Consider the following 15,102-nt stretch of genomic DNA (forward strand, 5'->3'; position numbering starts at 1 on the left):
CATCAGCCTCCAGTACGGGTACGTACGCCTCAAGACGGAGGCGGGATCCCACTCAAGGTCTGACGCTTCGCGAGAGCCGCGCCACTAACGTCGATCCCGTGACTGTCATCGCGACCGAAAGCCTGAGCAAGCGGTACCCCCGAGTGACCGCCCTCGACCGGCTCTCCCTGGACATCGGGCCTGGTGTGACCGGCCTCGTGGGTGCCAACGGAGCCGGCAAGTCCACGCTGATCAAGATTCTGCTGGGACTGTCCCCCGCCACCGAGGGCAGCGCCGCCGTGCTCGGCCTCGACGTCAAAACGCATGGCAGTGCCATCCGTGAACGCGTCGGGTACATGCCCGAGCACGACTGCCTGCCACCCGACGTCTCGGCCACCGAGTTCGTCGTCCACATGGCGCGCATGTCCGGGCTGCCGCCGACCGCGGCCCGCGAGCGCACCGCCGACACCCTGCGCCACGTCGGGCTGTACGAGGAGCGCTACCGCCCCATCGGCGGCTACTCCACCGGCATGAAGCAGCGCGTCAAGCTCGCCCAGGCACTGGTCCACGACCCCCAGCTGGTGCTCCTCGACGAGCCGACCAACGGCTTGGACCCGGTCGGCCGTGACGAGATGCTCGGCCTGATCCGCCGCGTCTACACGGACTTCGGCATCTCCGTCCTGGTCACCTCCCACCTCCTCGGAGAGCTGGAGCGGACCTGCGACCACGTGGTCGTCGTCGACGGCGGCAAGCTGCTGCGCTCCAGCTCCACCAGCGACTTCACCCAGATCACCACGACCCTCGCGGTCGAGGTGACCGACTCCGACGCCCACCCGGACGGCACCGCCGCCCTGCGCAAGGCGCTCGCCGAGGTGGGCGTCGTCCTGCACGAGGCCGGCGAGCAGGGCCTGCCCGGCGCCGGCCACATCCTCCTCGTCGAGGCCTCCGGCGAGGAGACCTACGACACCGTCCGCGACACGGTCGCCGATCTCGGCATCGGCCTGGTCCGCATGGAGCAGCGCCGCCACCACATCGCGGAGGCCTTCCGCGACGGCGATCGGTCCGCGCACTCCGTCCAGCAGAAGGGAACCGGTTCCGATGGCGCCTGAGACCTCCACCCAGATCCACAACATCGGCTACCGGTCCTATGACGGCCCCCGGCTCGGCAGGGCCTATGCCCGCAAGTCACTGTTCTCGCAGTCCCTGCGCGGTGCCTTCGGACTCGGCCGCTCGGCCAAGTCCAAGGTCCTGCCGATGATCCTCTTCGCGGTGATGTGCATTCCCGCACTGATCATCGTGGCGGTCGCCATCGCGGTACCCGGCTCCACCGACCTGTCGATCAAATACACGACGTACGCCCTGACCACCCAGGTGATCATCGGCCTCTTCCTCGCCTCCCAGGCACCGCAGTCCGTCTCGCGTGACCTGCGCTTCAAGACGGTGCCGCTCTACTTCTCGCGGCCCATCGAACGCGTCGACTACGTGGTGGCCAAGTACGCGGCCATGGCCTCCGCGCTGCTCATCCTCACCGCGGCCCCGCTGCTGATCATGTGGATCGGCTCGCTCCTGGCGAAGTTCGACTTCGCCCACCAGACCAAGGGATTCGGGCAGGGACTCGTGTCGGTTCTGCTGCTGTCGCTGCTCTTCTCCGGCCTCGGCCTGGTCATGGCAGCGCTCACCCCGCGTCGCGGTTTCGGCGTCGCCGCGATCATCGCGGTACTCCTGATCCCGTTCGGCGCGGTGACCGCGGTCCAGGGGGTCGCCTACAGCACGGGGAACGCCGAAGCCATCGAGTGGATGGGCCTGTTCTCCCCGATCACCCTCATCGACGGCGTACAGGCCGCGTTCCTCAACGCGACCTCCGCCTTCCCCGGCGGCGAGGGTCCCTCGGCCGGTGTCGGTGCCGTCTACCTGCTCGTCGCCCTCGGCCTCATCGCCGGCTCCTACGCCGCCCTGATGGCCCGCTACCGGAAGGCCGGGCTGTGACCACCATCGACATCGACCACACCTCCCGCTGGTTCGGGAACGTCGTCGCCGTCAACGACGTGACCATGAGCATCGGACCCGGTGTCACCGGGCTCCTGGGTCCCAACGGCGCGGGCAAGTCCACCCTCATCAACATGATGGGCGGCTTCCTCGCCCCCTCCACGGGCACCGTCACCCTCGACGGCGCGCCGATCTGGCAGAACGAGCAGGTCTACAAGCAGATCGGCGTCGTGCCCGAGCGCGAGGCGATGTACGACTTCCTCACCGGCCGGGAGTTCGTCGTCGCCAACGCCGAGCTTCACGGCCTCGACGACGCGGACGCCCAGCGGGCCCTCGCCACCGTCGAGATGGAGTACGCCCAGGACCGGAAGATCTCCACCTACTCCAAGGGCATGCGCCAGCGCGTGAAGATGGCGTCCGCCCTCGTCCACAACCCGTCCGTGCTGCTCCTGGACGAGCCGTTCAACGGGATGGACCCGCGTCAGCGCATGCAGCTGATGGACCTGCTGCGGCGCATGGGCGACGAGGGACGCACCGTCCTGTTCTCCTCCCACATCCTGGAGGAGGTCGAACAGCTCGCCTCGCACATCGAGGTGGTCGTCGCAGGCCGGCACGCCGCTTCCGGTGACTTCCGCAAGATCCGCCGCCTGATGACCGACCGCCCGCACCGCTATCTCGTCCGCTCCTCCGACGACAGGGCGCTCGCGGCAGCCCTGATCGCCGACCCCTCCACGGCCGGTATCGAGGTCGACCTCAAGGAGGGCGCGCTGCGCATCCAGGCCGTCGACTTCGGCCGCTTCACGGAGCTGCTGCCCCGTGTGGCCCGCGCGCACGGCATCCGGCTGATGACGGTCTCGCCCTCCGACGAGTCCCTCGAGTCGGTCTTCTCCTACCTCGTCTCGGCCTGAAAGGAGCTGGCACCCATGTACGACCCCACCGTTGCCCGGCTCACCTACCGGGCCCTGCTCGGTCGGCGGCGCGCACTCATCCTCTTCGCGCTGCCCGCCCTGCTGATCCTCATCGCCCTCGCCGTCCGTGCCTTCGCCGGTGTGGACGACAAGGTCGCCGCGGACCTCCTCGGGGGCTTCGCCCTCGCCACCATGGTTCCGCTGATCGGCGTCATCGCCGGCACCGGCGCCATCGGCCCGGAGATCGACGACGGCTCGATCGTCTACCTGCTCTCCAAGCCGCTGAAGCGCCCGACGATCATCATGACCAAGCTGATCGTGGCGATCGCCGTCACCATGGCCTTCTCCGCGATCCCCACCCTGATCGCCGGGTTCATCCTCAACGGCAACGGCCAGCAGATCGCCGTCGCCTACACGATCGCCGCCCTCGTGGCCTCGATCGCCTACAGCGCACTGTTCCTGCTGCTCGGCACCGTCAGCCGGCACGCGGTCGTCTTCGGTCTGGTCTACGCGCTGATCTGGGAGTCGCTCTTCGGCAGCCTGGTCGCCGGCGCCAAGACCCTCAGCGTCCAGCAGTGGGCCCTGGCCCTGGCCGAGAAGGTCGCCGGGAACGGATACGTCGACGCCACCGTGGGTCTTCCCACCGCCGCGGTCCTGCTCTCCGTGGTCACGGTCGGCGCCACTGTCTACGCGGGCCAGAAGCTGCGCCGCCTCAGCCTGGCGGGCGAGGAGTAAGTCCCGCCGCAGCCCCTGCGAAACAGTGCCCCGCCCGGCCCACCGGCCAGGCGGGGCACAGCTTTGCGGGTCATCATCGGTGCATGATCGAGCACACCGAGCCGGAGCCCTCCAGGCCCCTGCGGTCCTGGATACGCTCCTCACCCGGGACGCACATCTGGCTGCTGATCATCGCCGTCACCAGCATCGTGGTCGTGATCGCGCCCGACAGGGTCGAGCACGTCCTGCTACACCGCAACAGCAGCAACATCCACCAGCTCGTCCAACACCCCGTACGGGCGCTCCTCAGCAGCGCGTTCTGGATCGAGAACCCGGCCTCGCTCGCCCTCTACGCCGTCCTCTTCGAGCTGTTCTACGCGCCCGTAGAACGCTGGCTCGGTACCCAGCGCTGGCTCCTGATCGTGGCGAGCGCCCACATCATCGCCACCCTCGTCAGCCAGCGGGTCCTGCTGATGGCCATCGAGGACCACCGGGCCCCGCGCAGCATGACCCATGTCGTCGACATCGGGGTCAGCTACGGTCTGGCGGCCGCCGTCGGCGTCCTCACCTACCGGCTCCCCAGCCCCTGGCGGTGGTTCTACCTGGCCGGAGCGGTCGCCTTCTTCGGGCTCCCTCTCGCCACCGGCGGGACCTTCACCGACCTCGGCCACGCCATCGCGCTCTCCGTCGGCCTGCTCGCCTGGCCGCTCACCCGCCACGATGTTTCACGTGAAACACGACCCCGTTTCACGTGAAACGTGAAGAGTCGGCCTCCGCACGGCTGATGCGCGGAAATTCACTGGTACGCGACTTCCGCCCGGGGCAGAGTGAGTCGTGCGGGGAGCAACAAAAGGTCCGGGACAGCCACTTCGAGCGCGCCTCGCGGCGCGGGCTGTCCCGGACCTCTCGTATGTCGCTACCGGCTACGCGGCGCCCAGCAGACGCTCCAGCACCACCGCGATGCCGTCCTCCTCGTTGGAGGTCGTCACCTCGTCGGCCACCGTCTTGAGCTCCGCATGGGCATTGGCCATGGCCACCCCGTGCGCGGCCCAGCCGAACATGGGGATGTCGTTGGGCATGTCACCGAAGGCGATCGTCTCCGCCGCCTTCACCCCCAGCCGGCGCGCGGCCAGCGACAGGCCGGTGGCCTTGGTCAGGCCGAGCGGCAGTATCTCGACGATGCCCGGACCCGCCATGACGATGTCGACCAGGCTGCCGACGGTCTCCCGGGCAACCTTGACGAGCGTGTCTTCGTCCAGCTCGGGGTGCTGGATGTAGAGCTTGTTCAGCGGCGCCGTCCACACCGCGGCGGTGTCCTCCAGATAGAGGGCCGGAAGACCCTCCTGTACCTGGTAACCGGGCCCGAACAGGACCTCGCCGTCCACCCCGTCCCGGCTGGCCGCCAGAGCCAGCGGGCCGATCTCGGCCTCCAGCTTCGACAGCGCGAGACCGGCCAGCTGCCGGTCCAGGGTCACCGAGGTCAGCAGCCGGTGTGCGCCCGCGTCGTAGACCTGCGCGCCCTGCCCGCAGACGGCGATCCCCTTGTAGCCGAGGTCGTCCAGGACGTGCCGGGTCCACGGCACGGCACGGCCGGTGACGACGATGTGCGCCGCGCCCGCCGCGGTGGCCGCGACGAGCGCTTCACGGGTACGTTCCGAGACGGTGTCGTCACCACGCAGCAGTGTGCCGTCCAGGTCGGTTGCGACGAGCTTGTACGGGAACGGGGCCGGGCTCACTTGTTGATCGGCTCCAGGACCTCGCGGCCGCCGAGGTAGGGGCGCAGCGCCTGGGGCACCCGTACCGAGCCGTCGGCCTGCTGGTGGTTCTCGAGGATCGCGACGATCGTGCGCGGAACGGCGCACAGGGTGCCGTTCAGCGTGGACAGAGGCTGGGTCTTCTTGCCGTCGCGGTAGCGGATCGACAGGCGGCGGGCCTGGAAGCCGTCACAGTTCGAGGCGGAGGTCAGCTCGCGGTACTTGCCCTGGGTCGGGATCCACGCCTCGCAGTCGAACTTGCGCGAGGCGGAGGCACCGAGGTCACCGGTGGCGACGTCGATCACCTGGAACGGCAGCTCCAGGCTGGTCAGCCACTGCTTCTCCCATTCCAGGAGCCGCTGGTGCTCGGCCTCGGCCTCCTCCGGCGCGACGTACGAGAACATCTCGACCTTGTCGAACTGGTGGACGCGGAAGATGCCGCGGGTGTCCTTGCCGTACGTACCGGCCTCACGGCGGAAGCACGGCGAGAAGCCGGCGTACCGCAGCGGCAGCTTCTCGGCGTCGATGATCTCGTCCATGTGGTACGCGGCGAGCGGGACCTCGGAGGTGCCGACCAGGTAGTAGTCGTCCTTCTCCAGGTGGTAGACGTTCTCCGCGGCCTGGCCGAGGAAGCCGGTGCCCTCCATGGCGCGCGGACGGACCAGCGCCGGAGTCAGCATCGGGATGAAGCCGGCCTCGGTGGCCTGTGCGATGGCCGCGTTGACCAGCGCCAGCTCCAGCAGGGCGCCCACACCGGTCAGGTAGTAGAAGCGCGAGCCCGAGACCTTGGCACCGCGCTCGACGTCGATGGCGCCGAGTGATTCGCCGAGCTCCAGATGGTCCTTGGGCTCGAATCCCTCGGCGGCGAAGTCACGGATGGTGCCGTGCGTCTCCAGGACGGTGAAGTCCTCCTCGCCGCCGACCGGGACGTCCTCGTGGACGATGTTCCCGAGCTGCAGGAGGAGCTGCTTGGCGGCCTCGTCGGCCTCGTTCTGCTCGGCCTCGGCGGCCTTGACGTCCTGCTTGAGCTGCTCGGCCTTCTTCAGCAGCTCGGCCCGCTCCTCGGGGGAGGCCTTCGGGATGAGCTTCCCGAGGGACTTCTGCTCATTGCGCAGTTCGTCGAAGCGCATGCCGGAGGACCTGCGGCGCTCGTCGGCGGAGAGCAGTGCGTCGACGAGGTCGACGTCCTCTCCACGGGCGCGCTGCGAGGCGCGGACACGGTCAGGGTCTTCACGGAGCAGCCGGAGGTCAATCACCCCTCCAGGCTACCGGGCGGGGCTTCCCGGGATCACATCGATATCACGCTGCGTGTCGCTATGTCCCAATTGCAACGAATGGATAAGTCTTGATCGCTGACCGGAACTGAACCTTCTCGGGTGGTCAATAAAAGCGGGCCCATTCCCTGAAAAGGGGCGCAATGCCGTCGGTCGGGCCGTGCTGAGCAGGGGCGGAGGCCGTCCTTGTCCACAGGAATTGCGGCGGTCCGCATCTTATCCACAGGCTGTGTGCTGCATCTGTGGACACAGGAATAGATCATTCCTGATCGGCGGATGGCCGAGGTGAATCAGGGTTCAAACCACCCTCACACACTCATTCGGGTGGGAATGGCTCGCCCCAAAGAGTTGATCGGCGATACGGGGGTGACACCGTTCACCTCCCGCTCCTCAGCGCGAAACCTGAGCCCCCCGACCGATTTGTCGACCTTGTCATGCCGTTCTGTCGACTTGTCCCCAGGTCCCCATCTCGCCCTGTGGATAACTCTGTGGACAAAGGGCGGCGGGGTGGACGAACCCCTACGCCCGGCCGTCGAGGCAGCGAGTCAGCCAGTCGGAGGCGTCCGTGAAGTCACCGTCGGTGGTTCCGGCGCGAGGTGTCCGGACATCACTCTGAGCGACACCTGCGCGCGGGTAGGACCCGAGGAAGCGGACCTGGGGGCAGGTCCGCTTGAGGCCCATCAGCGCCTCGCTGACCCGGCGGTCCGAGATGTGGCCCTCGGCGTCGACGGCGAAGCAGTAGTTGCCGATGCCCTGTCCCGTTGGACGGGACTGGATCAGCATCAGGTTGACCCCCCGGACCGCGAACTCCTGGAGGAGCTCCAGCAGCGCACCGGGGTGGTCGTCGCCCAGCCACAGCACCACGGAGGTCTTGTCGGCGCCGGTCGGCGCGGCCGGCCGCGCGGGACGCCCCACGAGAACGAACCGGGTCTCGGCGTTCTCCGCGTCGTGGATCTCGGTGACCAGCGGGACGAGCCCGTAGGTCGCGGCGGCGAACTCGCCCGCGAAGGCGGCGTCGAAGCGGCCCTCCTGGACCAGCCGGGCGCCGTCGGCGTTCGAGGCGGCCGACTCCCATACCGCGTCGGGCAGGTTCGCCCGCAGCCAATTGCGCACCTGCGGCTGGGCGACCGGGTGCCCGGTGACGGTCTTGACGTCCGACAAGGCGGTCCCGGGCCGCACGAGCAGGGCGAAGGCGATGGGCAGCAGCACCTCGCGGTAGATCATCAGCGGTTCGCCCGAGGCCAGCTCGTCGAGGGTGGCGGTGACGCCGCCCTCGACCGAGTTCTCGATCGGGACGAGTGCGGCCGCCGCCTCGCCGTTGCGCACGGCGTCCAGGGCGGCGGGGACCGACACCATCGGGATGAGCTCCCGGGTCGCGGCTTCCGGCAGGGTGCGCAGGGCGGCCTCGGTGAAGGTGCCCTCGGGACCGAGATACGTGAAGCGGGTGGCTGACATGCGATCAGCGTAATGCCGGGGCCGCGCCCACCGGGGTCCTGTTCATCCTTCGAGCAGCCGCTGCCCCACGTATTCGCCGCTGCGGGGGCCGGGCGGAACCGCGTACAGACCGCTGGACTCGTGCCGGATGAACTCCGACAGGGCGTCCCCGCGGTCCAGCTTGCGCTGGACGGGCACGAACCCGCGCAGCGGATCGGCCTGCCAGCAGACGAAGAGGAGTCCGGCGTCCGGGGCGCCGTCGGCACCGATCCCGTCGTGGAAGGAGAAGGGGCGCCGCAACATGGCCGCCCCGCCGTTCTGTGCGGGGGCGGAGATCCGGGCGTGCGCGTTGGACGGGATCACCGGCTTGCCGTCCGCGCCGAGCTTGTCGAGCGCCATCTCGGTGGTCTCCGTGCCGCCGGTCAACGGCGCGCCGGTGGCCTTGGTACGGCCTATGACCTGCTCCTGCTGGGCGAGCGACTGCTTGTCCCAGTCGTCGAGCAGCATGCGGATGCGCCGTACGACGGCGTACGAGCCCCCGGCCATCCACGCGTGCTCGGCCGGTCCCGGGCCTGCCGCGGGGACGAAGATCCGCTTGTCGAAGTCGGGCTGCGAGGGCTTCGGATTGCCGGTGCCGTCGATCTGGCCCATGAGGTTGCGCGCGGTCATCGGGGTGCCGGTGGCTCCGGGAGACCGGTTGAAGCCGTTCATCTGCCAGCGGACGCGTGCGGCGTCCCCGGCGTCCTTCTGCAGCGCGCGCAGGGCGTGGAAGGCGACGAGTCCGTCGTTCGCGCCGATCTGGACCCACAGGTCGCCGTTGCTGCGCTGGGCGTCGAGCCGGTCGGAGGAGAAGTTAGGCAGCGGATCGAGGGCGGCGGGGCGGCGGGCGGCGAGGCCGGTGCGCTCGAAGAAGGAGTGGCCGAAGCCGAAGGTGACGGTGAGGGAGGACGGACCGGCATCCAGGGCGATACCGCTGTCGGCGGTCGCGGCGGGCTCGCCCGCCATGAGTCGCCGCGCGGTGTCCGACCAGCGTCGCAGCAGCGCGGAAGCCTCGGTCCGGCCCGCCCCGGCGGTGAGGTCGAAGGCGATCAGGTGCCCCTTGGCCTGGAGGGGCGTGAGGATGCCCGCCTGGTGGTCTCCCTGGAAGGCCACCTGGGTGGCGCCGACGGAGGCCAGGCTTCCGGCGGTGCTCGGGGCGGGGGTGCCCGAGGCGGAGCCCTTCTCGGAGTCGGCGAGCGCGGAGTGCGCGAGGGCGCCGCCGGCGGCGCCGAGCGCGAGTCCGGCGGCGCCGGCGGCGCCGACCGTGCCCAGCAGCCGGCGCCGGGAGATCTCGATGTCGGGGTTGCTCTCGGTCACGCTGCTCAGCCGATCTTCACTGTCTTCTGCACGGTGGTCTGGTCGATGTCGGAGGTACGGACGGTCACGTCGATGCGCCATTCGCCGGCGAGCGGCAGCTGGACACCGGAGGCGGTCCAGTGCCCTGGGGCAGCCTGGTCGGGGACGACAGGCAGGGGACCGATGTCTTTGGCCGGGAGGGTGAAGGCGACCTTGATCTCGGGGAGGTCGAAGGGCCGGCCGTCGCCGGAGTCGGCCCAGAGGTGCAGGGTGTTGGCGCCGACCCGGCCCGGGTCGAACTCCAGCCGGACGGACCCCTTGCCGTTCTGGCCGCCGGTGTCGAACGGCAGGGTGATCTTGACGGCGCGGTCGGGGACGGCGGTGGCACCGGCGCTGCCGCGGCCGGCCTCCTGCTCCACGGTGCGCCCGGGTTCGGTGCTGGTGAGCACCGTGGTGACGGCGAGCAGGATCACGGCGATGCCCGCTTCGGCGATGACGGAGCGGCGCAGACCGGCACGGTTGGGGTCCGCGTCACGGACCTGCTTCTCCCGCGCGCTCTCACGGGCGGCGCGCTGCCGGGCGAGCTGGGCGGCACGCTCCGGGTCCGCCGGCACGGTGACAGGCTCTGTTTCACGTGAAACATCGGAGCCGTCCACGGCGGCGGAGCCTGTTTCACGTGAAACATCGTCCGCCCCGGCCGCCTCCGCCGGGGCGGCCCCGGCGGTCGCCTCGGGTGCATCGGCGAGTCGGGCGGTCCACTTGCGGGACAGGTAGGCGACGCCGAGGAGGACAGCGACCAGGCCCACCTTCACGAGCAACAGCTGTCCGTAGTCGGTGCCGGTGAGGGCGGACCAGCTGCCGAGTTGGCGCCAGGACTGGTAGACGCCGGTGACGGCGAGGACCAGGACGCTGACGAAGGCGACCGTGGAGAAGCGCCGGACGGCCGCGCGCTCCATTCCCGGGACCTTGTGGAGCGCGATGAGCAGTGCGGCGAGACCGCCGAGCCAGGTGGCGACGGCCAGCAGGTGCAGGATGTCAGCCGGCATGGCGATACCGGGCTGGATCCCGGTGGAGGCGTGCTCCGAGAGGGCCCAGGTGGCGGCGATCCCGCCGGCGACGACGGCGCCGCCGATGGCCAGGCCGAAGGTGAGGTCGTTGGTGGCCCTGGCCTCCTCGTGAGCCTCCTGCTCGTGCGCCTCCTCTTCGTGCGCCGCCTCCTCGTCACCCTCCGACCCGAGTGCCTCCGACGCGAGTGCCTTCTCCTCGGCCCCGGCGCCCTGCACCCGGCGGGCGTAGACACCGAAGAGGACGGCGACGAAGAGGGCGGCGGCACCCAGCAGGAGCAGCCGCGAGACGAGCGAGGCGCCGGTCTTGGTCTCCAGCACGGCGCGGAGCCCGTCGAGGTCGAACGCGTCGGAGAACTTCCCGGAGCCCGTGTACGGGGTCCGGAGCACCAGCATCACGAGGGTGGCCGTGGTCAGGGTGACCCAGGCGCGCACGACGAGCTTCTGGAGCGACCGTTCGGCGGCTCCCCGGCGCCAGCACAGGAGGATGAAGGCAGCCCCGCCCACGAGGACGGTGAAGCCGGCGTAGGCGGCGTACCGGGCGATCCCGTATGCGATGCCGACGGGTCCGCCGCCCGCCTGGGCGGTGGGCAGCTTGACATCGGTGGCCGAGGGCGCGCCGATGGAGAAGGTGAAGGCGCCGGAGATCGGATGGCTGTCGGCCGAGACGGCCTGCCAGGCGACGGTGTAGGTGCCGTCGGGCAGGCCGGTGTGCAGGGCGGTGCCATAGCGGACGGTGTTCCCGCTGCACATGTCGCGCAGCTCACCGGTGTCCACTCGCCGGCCCTGGGGGTCGAGGACGCGGATGGAGTCGTCGCCCAGGGCGACCTGCTCCGAGAAGGAGAGCGTGACCTGGGTGGGTGCCGTGGCGACCACCGCCCCGTCCTTGGGGTCGCTCGCGGTGAGTGCGGCGTGCGCCGTGGCCGGTGAGGCCGCGGTGAACAGGGCTGCCAGCAGGGCTGCGAGGACCAGCGCGAGCCGTGGCAGTGATGCCGTGGCACGGACGCGGGCCGTGGAGGGGGCGGGGGCGGTGGCCGTCATGGCGTGTCAGTTCCTCGGTCCGTCAGTGGGCTGTGCCAGCCGTGGATTTCGGATCCTGCGCGTCGTACGTGCGTTCCTTCACGTCCAGCTCGACCTTGACGGGGCCGGCCTTCTCGAAGCGGAGCTCGACGGTGACCTTGTCCCCGACGTTCGGCGTGTTCTTGAGCCCCATGAACATGATGTGGTTGCCGCCGCGCTCCAGCCGGAGCTCGCCGTTCGCCGGCACGTCCATCGCCTGGACCTGCTGCATCTTCTGGTCCTTGGTCTCGTGGATCTGGAGATCACCGGAGAGCGGGGAGGTGGCGCCGGTGAGCTTGTCGGCGGTGTCGGTGTTGTTCTTGATGACCATGAAGGCGCCGGCCATCTTGTCGTTCACGGGCTGGGGCATGAACGCGCCGCTGACCGCCATCTTCGGCTCGCTGTCGCCGGAGCAACCGGACAGGGCGAGGGCCGCCGTCAGGGAGAGGGCGGCGGCGAGGGTGCGGGTGGTGCGGGCGTTCACGGGGTCTCTCCCTTGACGAGCTTCGGCAGGTCCTTGGTGTAGTCGTCGACGGTGGTGCCCTCGCCGTAGAGGACGTAGCCCTCGTCGGTCTTGGGGGAGAACGCGATGACCTGGGCGCCGTGCATGGAGACGACGTCGCCGTTCGCATCCTTCGTGGCTGCCTCTATGCCGATGCCTAGCGTGCGCGCCGCGGCCTGGATGGTCGCGAAGTCCCCGGTGAGTCCGACGAAGGACGGGTCCTGCGCCTTGAGCCACGAGTCGAGGGACTCGGGAGTGTCCCGTTCGGGGTCGGTGGTGACGAAGACGACCCGGAGGTTGTCCTGGTCCGCCTTGGGGAGCGCCTTCTTGGCGACGGCGATGTTGCTCATCGTCAGGGGGCACACGTCGGGGCAGTGGGTGTAGCCGAAGTAGATCAGCGTCGGCTTGCCCTTGGTCTGCTCCCGCAGGTTCCACGGCTTGCCGGTGTTGTCCGTGAGGACGAGCTCCGGCTTGTTGAAGGGGCGGTCCAGGACGGTCGCGGCCTTGGCGTTGTTCTGGCCGCCCTCGATCTGGGTGACCGAGCCGGGCTTGGTGGGCTCACCGCCGCAGGCGGTGAGGGTGAGTGCGGCCGCTGCGAGGAGAGCGGCGGCCGCCACACGTGTGGTGCGCATGGAGAGGAGTCCCTGGGATCGGGGATGGTTCGGAGGTGGAGCGGTGGCGCGCAGGGGCGCCGGAAGGTCAGGCGGAGCGGCGGCGCGAGGCGACGCCGAAGGCGACCCCGCCGAGTCCGATGACGATGCCGGCGACGCCGAGGACGCGCGCGGTGGTGTCGGAGCCGTGCTCGGCGGCGGCCTCGTCGTGATCGTGCCCGGCGTCCTTCTCGGTCTTCTTAGCCTCGCCGGCCTTGGCGTCGCTGTGGTGGTCGTCGCCCTTCGCGGCGGTCAGCTTCAGGACGGGAGCCGGGGTCTGCGGTTCCGGGGCACCGTCCTTGGCCTCCTCGATCCAGCGGACGACCTCGCCGTTGTCATAGGTCTGGATGGACTTGAAGACCATCTGGTCGGCGCTCTCGGGCAGCTTGCCGACGGAGACCGGGAACTGCTGGAACTTGCCGGGCTCGATCTTGCCGCCGGACCAGGTCACCTTGGTGACGACCTCGTTGACCTGCTTGCCGTGCACGGTCAGCGGCTTGTCGAGCTTGGTCTTCTCGACGTTGGACGTCCAGCCGGGGATGTCCTGCGGCATGACGGACGTGAGCGGCTGGTCGACCGGGAAGTTGACCTCGAGCTGAGTGGTCGAAGCGTTGTCGCGCTCGTTGGGGACCTTGAAGTTGAGCGTTGCGTAGCCACCCTTGGCGGCCTCTCCGACGGGCTGCACGCCGACGTGCGCGAAGGCGGTACCGGACAGGACGAGGACGGAGCCGGCGGCGAGGGCGGCGGCGAAGGAGACGCGAGAGGTCTTCACGGCAGAAACACTCCACGGAAGCAGTGGTGACGGTGGCTCCGCGCACGGGGCGCGCGCGGAGTTCGCGGCACCGGTGCTCCCACCGTGTGTCCCGGGGAGGAGGGTGCCGCGTCAGGCTGCGAGGGCGAGGGCCATGGGCGGCCCGCGCCTGATCACCGTGTGCTGGAGTGCCTCCCGGCCGGTGTGGGCGGCCGGGTCGGACCCGGTGCGCAGGGCCCGCGGGACCCGGGCGGGCACACCCGGAAGACCGGCGCCGAGGGCCCGTACGAAGGCCAGCGCGGCGCGCAGCGGGCGTACCGGGGCGGCGGCTTCGGCGGAGAGCCGGGACAGTTCCACGAGGCGGAAGAGCGCGGCGTCGCCGCGGCCGAGCAGCCAGCCGGCGGCGAGGGCGGCGAGCAGGTGGCCGAGCAGCATGGCGGGGCTGAACAGGCCCGTCGCGGGCGCCGTGGTGGCGGCCTGGGCCAGGTGCGCGTGGGCGCTGTGCCCCTGGGCGGCGGCGACCTGGCCGGCCGTGGCGACCTGCCCGGCCTGCTGGGCCAGAGCGGCCGGGTCCAGGCCCGCGGCCTCCAGGATCTGCCGTGCGTCGGCCTGGCTGAGCGGTACGGAGTTGCCCCCGCAGACCAGCCGGGCGGCGAGCGCCGCGAGCGAGCTGTCGGAGGCGCCGGCCGGTGCCTGCGCGGCCACCGCGCTGTGCTGGCCGAGGCCGAACAGCGCGTGCAGGGCCAGTTGTCCGGTGGCGAGCCCGGCGGCGATGCCGGGCAGGGTACGACGGCGGCCGGCGAGGGTGGCCGCGACCGCGAACACGGCGAGGAAGCCGGTGCACAGGGACCACCAGGGCACGGTGGCGCAGGACGCCAGGGCGTGCCCCGCTGCGGACAGCACGACGCAGACCGCGGTGAACACCGCGGCCCGGATGAGCCGGAGGCCGGCTCCGGCGTGCGTCGCGTGGGGGTCAGACATGGCCGGGCCATCATCGCACTGCGCTTGAGGCGTTCATACGGCAGGTCCGGAAGGTCCACATGGTCCCCTCTGCGCAGACCGTCCGGCCACGGCCCCGGTCGGCCAGGCCCCTGCAGGACGCATACACCGCTCCCCGGGAGAGCCGCATCGGCCGAACGAGGGCAATGCGGCCTCGGACGGCCGCAGGGCGCTTACGGCCGCCCGCAGGCGGCAATAGGTAACCGTATGAGCATCTGGTGGTCACTCCACTTGAGGCGCGAAGCCGCGAGCGTGCCGCTCGCCAGGCGATTGCTGCTGGGGACCATGGAGACCGCGGGGGTGGACCCGGACATCTCCTTCGACCTCTCGGTGGCGCTGAGCGAGGCGTGTGCGAACGCCGTGGAGCACGGCGGGGGCGGTGACCTTCCGGAGGAGACCGCGGCGTACCACGTGACGGCCTACCTGGACGGGGACCGCTGCCGCATCGAGGTGACCGACTCCGGTCCGGGGTTCCCGACCGCGACGGAGCCCCGCCGCAGACCCTCCCTGGCCGAGCACGGCCGGGGCCTCGACCTGATCGCCGAACTCGCCGATCACGTCCGATTCCGCAACCGGCCGGGCCGCGGCGCGGTGGTCAGCTTCGACAAGATGCTGAAGTGGCGCGACGACGCGCTGCTGAGGGTGTCCTAGACGCTCGAGGCGTCCCGGACACGGCGGTGGGCGGGACCCCGT

General features: G+C 70.3%; 15 protein-coding genes. 6 read left to right on the forward strand and 9 right to left on the reverse strand.

Translation table 11 applies throughout. The features are described from left to right. Positions 1-98 precede the first annotated feature (98 nt). The 5 genes from ACZ6JT_RS19860 (at position 99) to ACZ6JT_RS19880 (ending at position 4,342) form a co-directional block, all read left to right on the forward strand. Complete coding sequence (locus ACZ6JT_RS19860) at positions 99-1,088, forward strand: ABC transporter ATP-binding protein (protein ID WP_469211381.1); 990 nt, start codon at positions 99-101, stop codon at positions 1,086-1,088. Further along, positions 1,078-1,965, forward strand: a complete 888-nt coding sequence (locus tag ACZ6JT_RS19865; RefSeq protein WP_469211383.1) for an ABC transporter permease — start codon at positions 1,078-1,080, stop codon at positions 1,963-1,965. Before ACZ6JT_RS19860 ends, ACZ6JT_RS19865 begins: the two co-directional genes overlap by 11 nt. Then, a complete protein-coding gene (locus tag ACZ6JT_RS19870) occupies positions 1,962-2,873 on the forward strand; it encodes an ABC transporter ATP-binding protein (RefSeq protein ID WP_030707806.1) in 912 nt (303 codons plus the stop codon). Before ACZ6JT_RS19865 ends, ACZ6JT_RS19870 begins: the two co-directional genes overlap by 4 nt. Positions 2,874-2,888: 15 nt before the next feature. Then, positions 2,889-3,608: an ABC transporter permease subunit gene (locus ACZ6JT_RS19875; RefSeq protein ID WP_469211385.1), complete on the forward strand. Its 720-nt coding sequence runs from the start codon at positions 2,889-2,891 to the stop codon at positions 3,606-3,608. 83 nt (positions 3,609-3,691) lie between these two features. Continuing rightward, positions 3,692-4,342 carry a rhomboid-like protein gene (locus ACZ6JT_RS19880; RefSeq protein WP_365468177.1) on the forward strand — a complete coding sequence of 217 codons (651 nt, stop codon included), beginning with the start codon at positions 3,692-3,694 and terminating at the stop codon, positions 4,340-4,342. 168 nt (positions 4,343-4,510) lie between these two features. Here ACZ6JT_RS19880 and ACZ6JT_RS19885 read toward each other — a convergent pair whose 3' ends face one another. From ACZ6JT_RS19885 to ACZ6JT_RS19925, 9 genes are all read right to left on the reverse strand, one after another. Next, positions 4,511-5,323 carry an HAD family hydrolase gene (locus tag ACZ6JT_RS19885; RefSeq protein WP_469211387.1) on the reverse strand — a complete coding sequence of 271 codons (813 nt, stop codon included), beginning with the start codon at positions 5,321-5,323 and terminating at the stop codon, positions 4,511-4,513. Then, positions 5,320-6,597 carry a serine--tRNA ligase gene (gene serS / locus ACZ6JT_RS19890; RefSeq protein ID WP_030707814.1) on the reverse strand — a complete coding sequence of 426 codons (1,278 nt, stop codon included), beginning with the start codon at positions 6,595-6,597 and terminating at the stop codon, positions 5,320-5,322. The genes ACZ6JT_RS19885 and serS overlap by 4 nt, the downstream gene beginning before the upstream one ends. A 537-nt stretch (positions 6,598-7,134) precedes the next feature. Continuing rightward, on the reverse strand, positions 7,135-8,070 hold the full coding sequence (pheA, locus tag ACZ6JT_RS19895) for a prephenate dehydratase (RefSeq protein ID WP_365468183.1): 936 nt from the start codon (positions 8,068-8,070) through the stop codon (positions 7,135-7,137). A 42-nt stretch (positions 8,071-8,112) separates the two neighbouring features. After that, on the reverse strand, positions 8,113-9,486 hold the full coding sequence (efeB, locus tag ACZ6JT_RS19900; protein ID WP_469211391.1) for an iron uptake transporter deferrochelatase/peroxidase subunit: 1,374 nt from the start codon (positions 9,484-9,486) through the stop codon (positions 8,113-8,115). Next, on the reverse strand, positions 9,411-11,489 hold the full coding sequence (locus ACZ6JT_RS19905) for a copper resistance CopC/CopD family protein (RefSeq protein WP_469211393.1): 2,079 nt from the start codon (positions 11,487-11,489) through the stop codon (positions 9,411-9,413). The genes efeB and ACZ6JT_RS19905 overlap by 76 nt, the downstream gene beginning before the upstream one ends. Before the next feature lie 22 nt (positions 11,490-11,511). Further along, entirely contained in the window at positions 11,512-11,991 is a 480-nt protein-coding gene (locus ACZ6JT_RS19910; protein WP_469211394.1) for a copper chaperone PCu(A)C, read from the reverse strand. Beyond that, on the reverse strand, positions 11,988-12,641 hold the full coding sequence (locus tag ACZ6JT_RS19915) for an SCO family protein (RefSeq protein WP_469211396.1): 654 nt from the start codon (positions 12,639-12,641) through the stop codon (positions 11,988-11,990). Before ACZ6JT_RS19915 ends, ACZ6JT_RS19910 begins: the two co-directional genes overlap by 4 nt. Before the next feature lie 67 nt (positions 12,642-12,708). Next, a complete protein-coding gene (locus ACZ6JT_RS19920; RefSeq protein ID WP_469211398.1) occupies positions 12,709-13,431 on the reverse strand; it encodes a YcnI family copper-binding membrane protein in 723 nt (240 codons plus the stop codon). 111 nt (positions 13,432-13,542) lie between these two features. Continuing rightward, complete coding sequence (locus ACZ6JT_RS19925) at positions 13,543-14,391, reverse strand: hypothetical protein (RefSeq protein ID WP_469211399.1); 849 nt, start codon at positions 14,389-14,391, stop codon at positions 13,543-13,545. 225 nt (positions 14,392-14,616) lie between these two features. Here ACZ6JT_RS19925 and ACZ6JT_RS19930 point away from each other — a divergent pair, with 225 nt between their 5' ends. Beyond that, positions 14,617-15,060, forward strand: a complete 444-nt coding sequence (locus tag ACZ6JT_RS19930; protein ID WP_469211401.1) for an ATP-binding protein — start codon at positions 14,617-14,619, stop codon at positions 15,058-15,060. Positions 15,061-15,102 lie beyond the last annotated feature (42 nt).

The sequence above is a fragment of the Streptomyces sp. NPDC046308 genome (genome assembly GCF_055588065.1).

Bases quoted from the DNA above. Each gene is read 5' to 3' on its own strand.
- ACZ6JT_RS19865 (WP_469211383.1), top strand. From the start codon at position 1,078: ATGGCGCCTGAGACCTCCACCCAGATCCACAACATCGGCTACCGGTCC.
- ACZ6JT_RS19875 (WP_469211385.1), top strand. From the start codon at position 2,889: ATGTACGACCCCACCGTTGCCCGGCTCACCTACCGGGCCCTGCTCGGT.
- ACZ6JT_RS19880 (WP_365468177.1), top strand. From the start codon at position 3,692: ATGATCGAGCACACCGAGCCGGAGCCCTCCAGGCCCCTGCGGTCCTGG.
- pheA (WP_365468183.1), bottom strand. From the start codon at position 8,070: ATGTCAGCCACCCGCTTCACGTATCTCGGTCCCGAGGGCACCTTCACC.
- efeB (WP_469211391.1), bottom strand. From the start codon at position 9,486: ATGGCGCATCGACGTGACCGTCCGTACCTCCGACATCGACCAGACCAC.
- ACZ6JT_RS19905 (WP_469211393.1), bottom strand. From the start codon at position 11,489: ATGACGGCCACCGCCCCCGCCCCCTCCACGGCCCGCGTCCGTGCCACG.
- ACZ6JT_RS19915 (WP_469211396.1), bottom strand. From the start codon at position 12,641: ATGCGCACCACACGTGTGGCGGCCGCCGCTCTCCTCGCAGCGGCCGCA.
- ACZ6JT_RS19925 (WP_469211399.1), bottom strand. From the start codon at position 14,391: ATGTCTGACCCCCACGCGACGCACGCCGGAGCCGGCCTCCGGCTCATC.
- ACZ6JT_RS19930 (WP_469211401.1), top strand. From the start codon at position 14,617: ATGAGCATCTGGTGGTCACTCCACTTGAGGCGCGAAGCCGCGAGCGTG.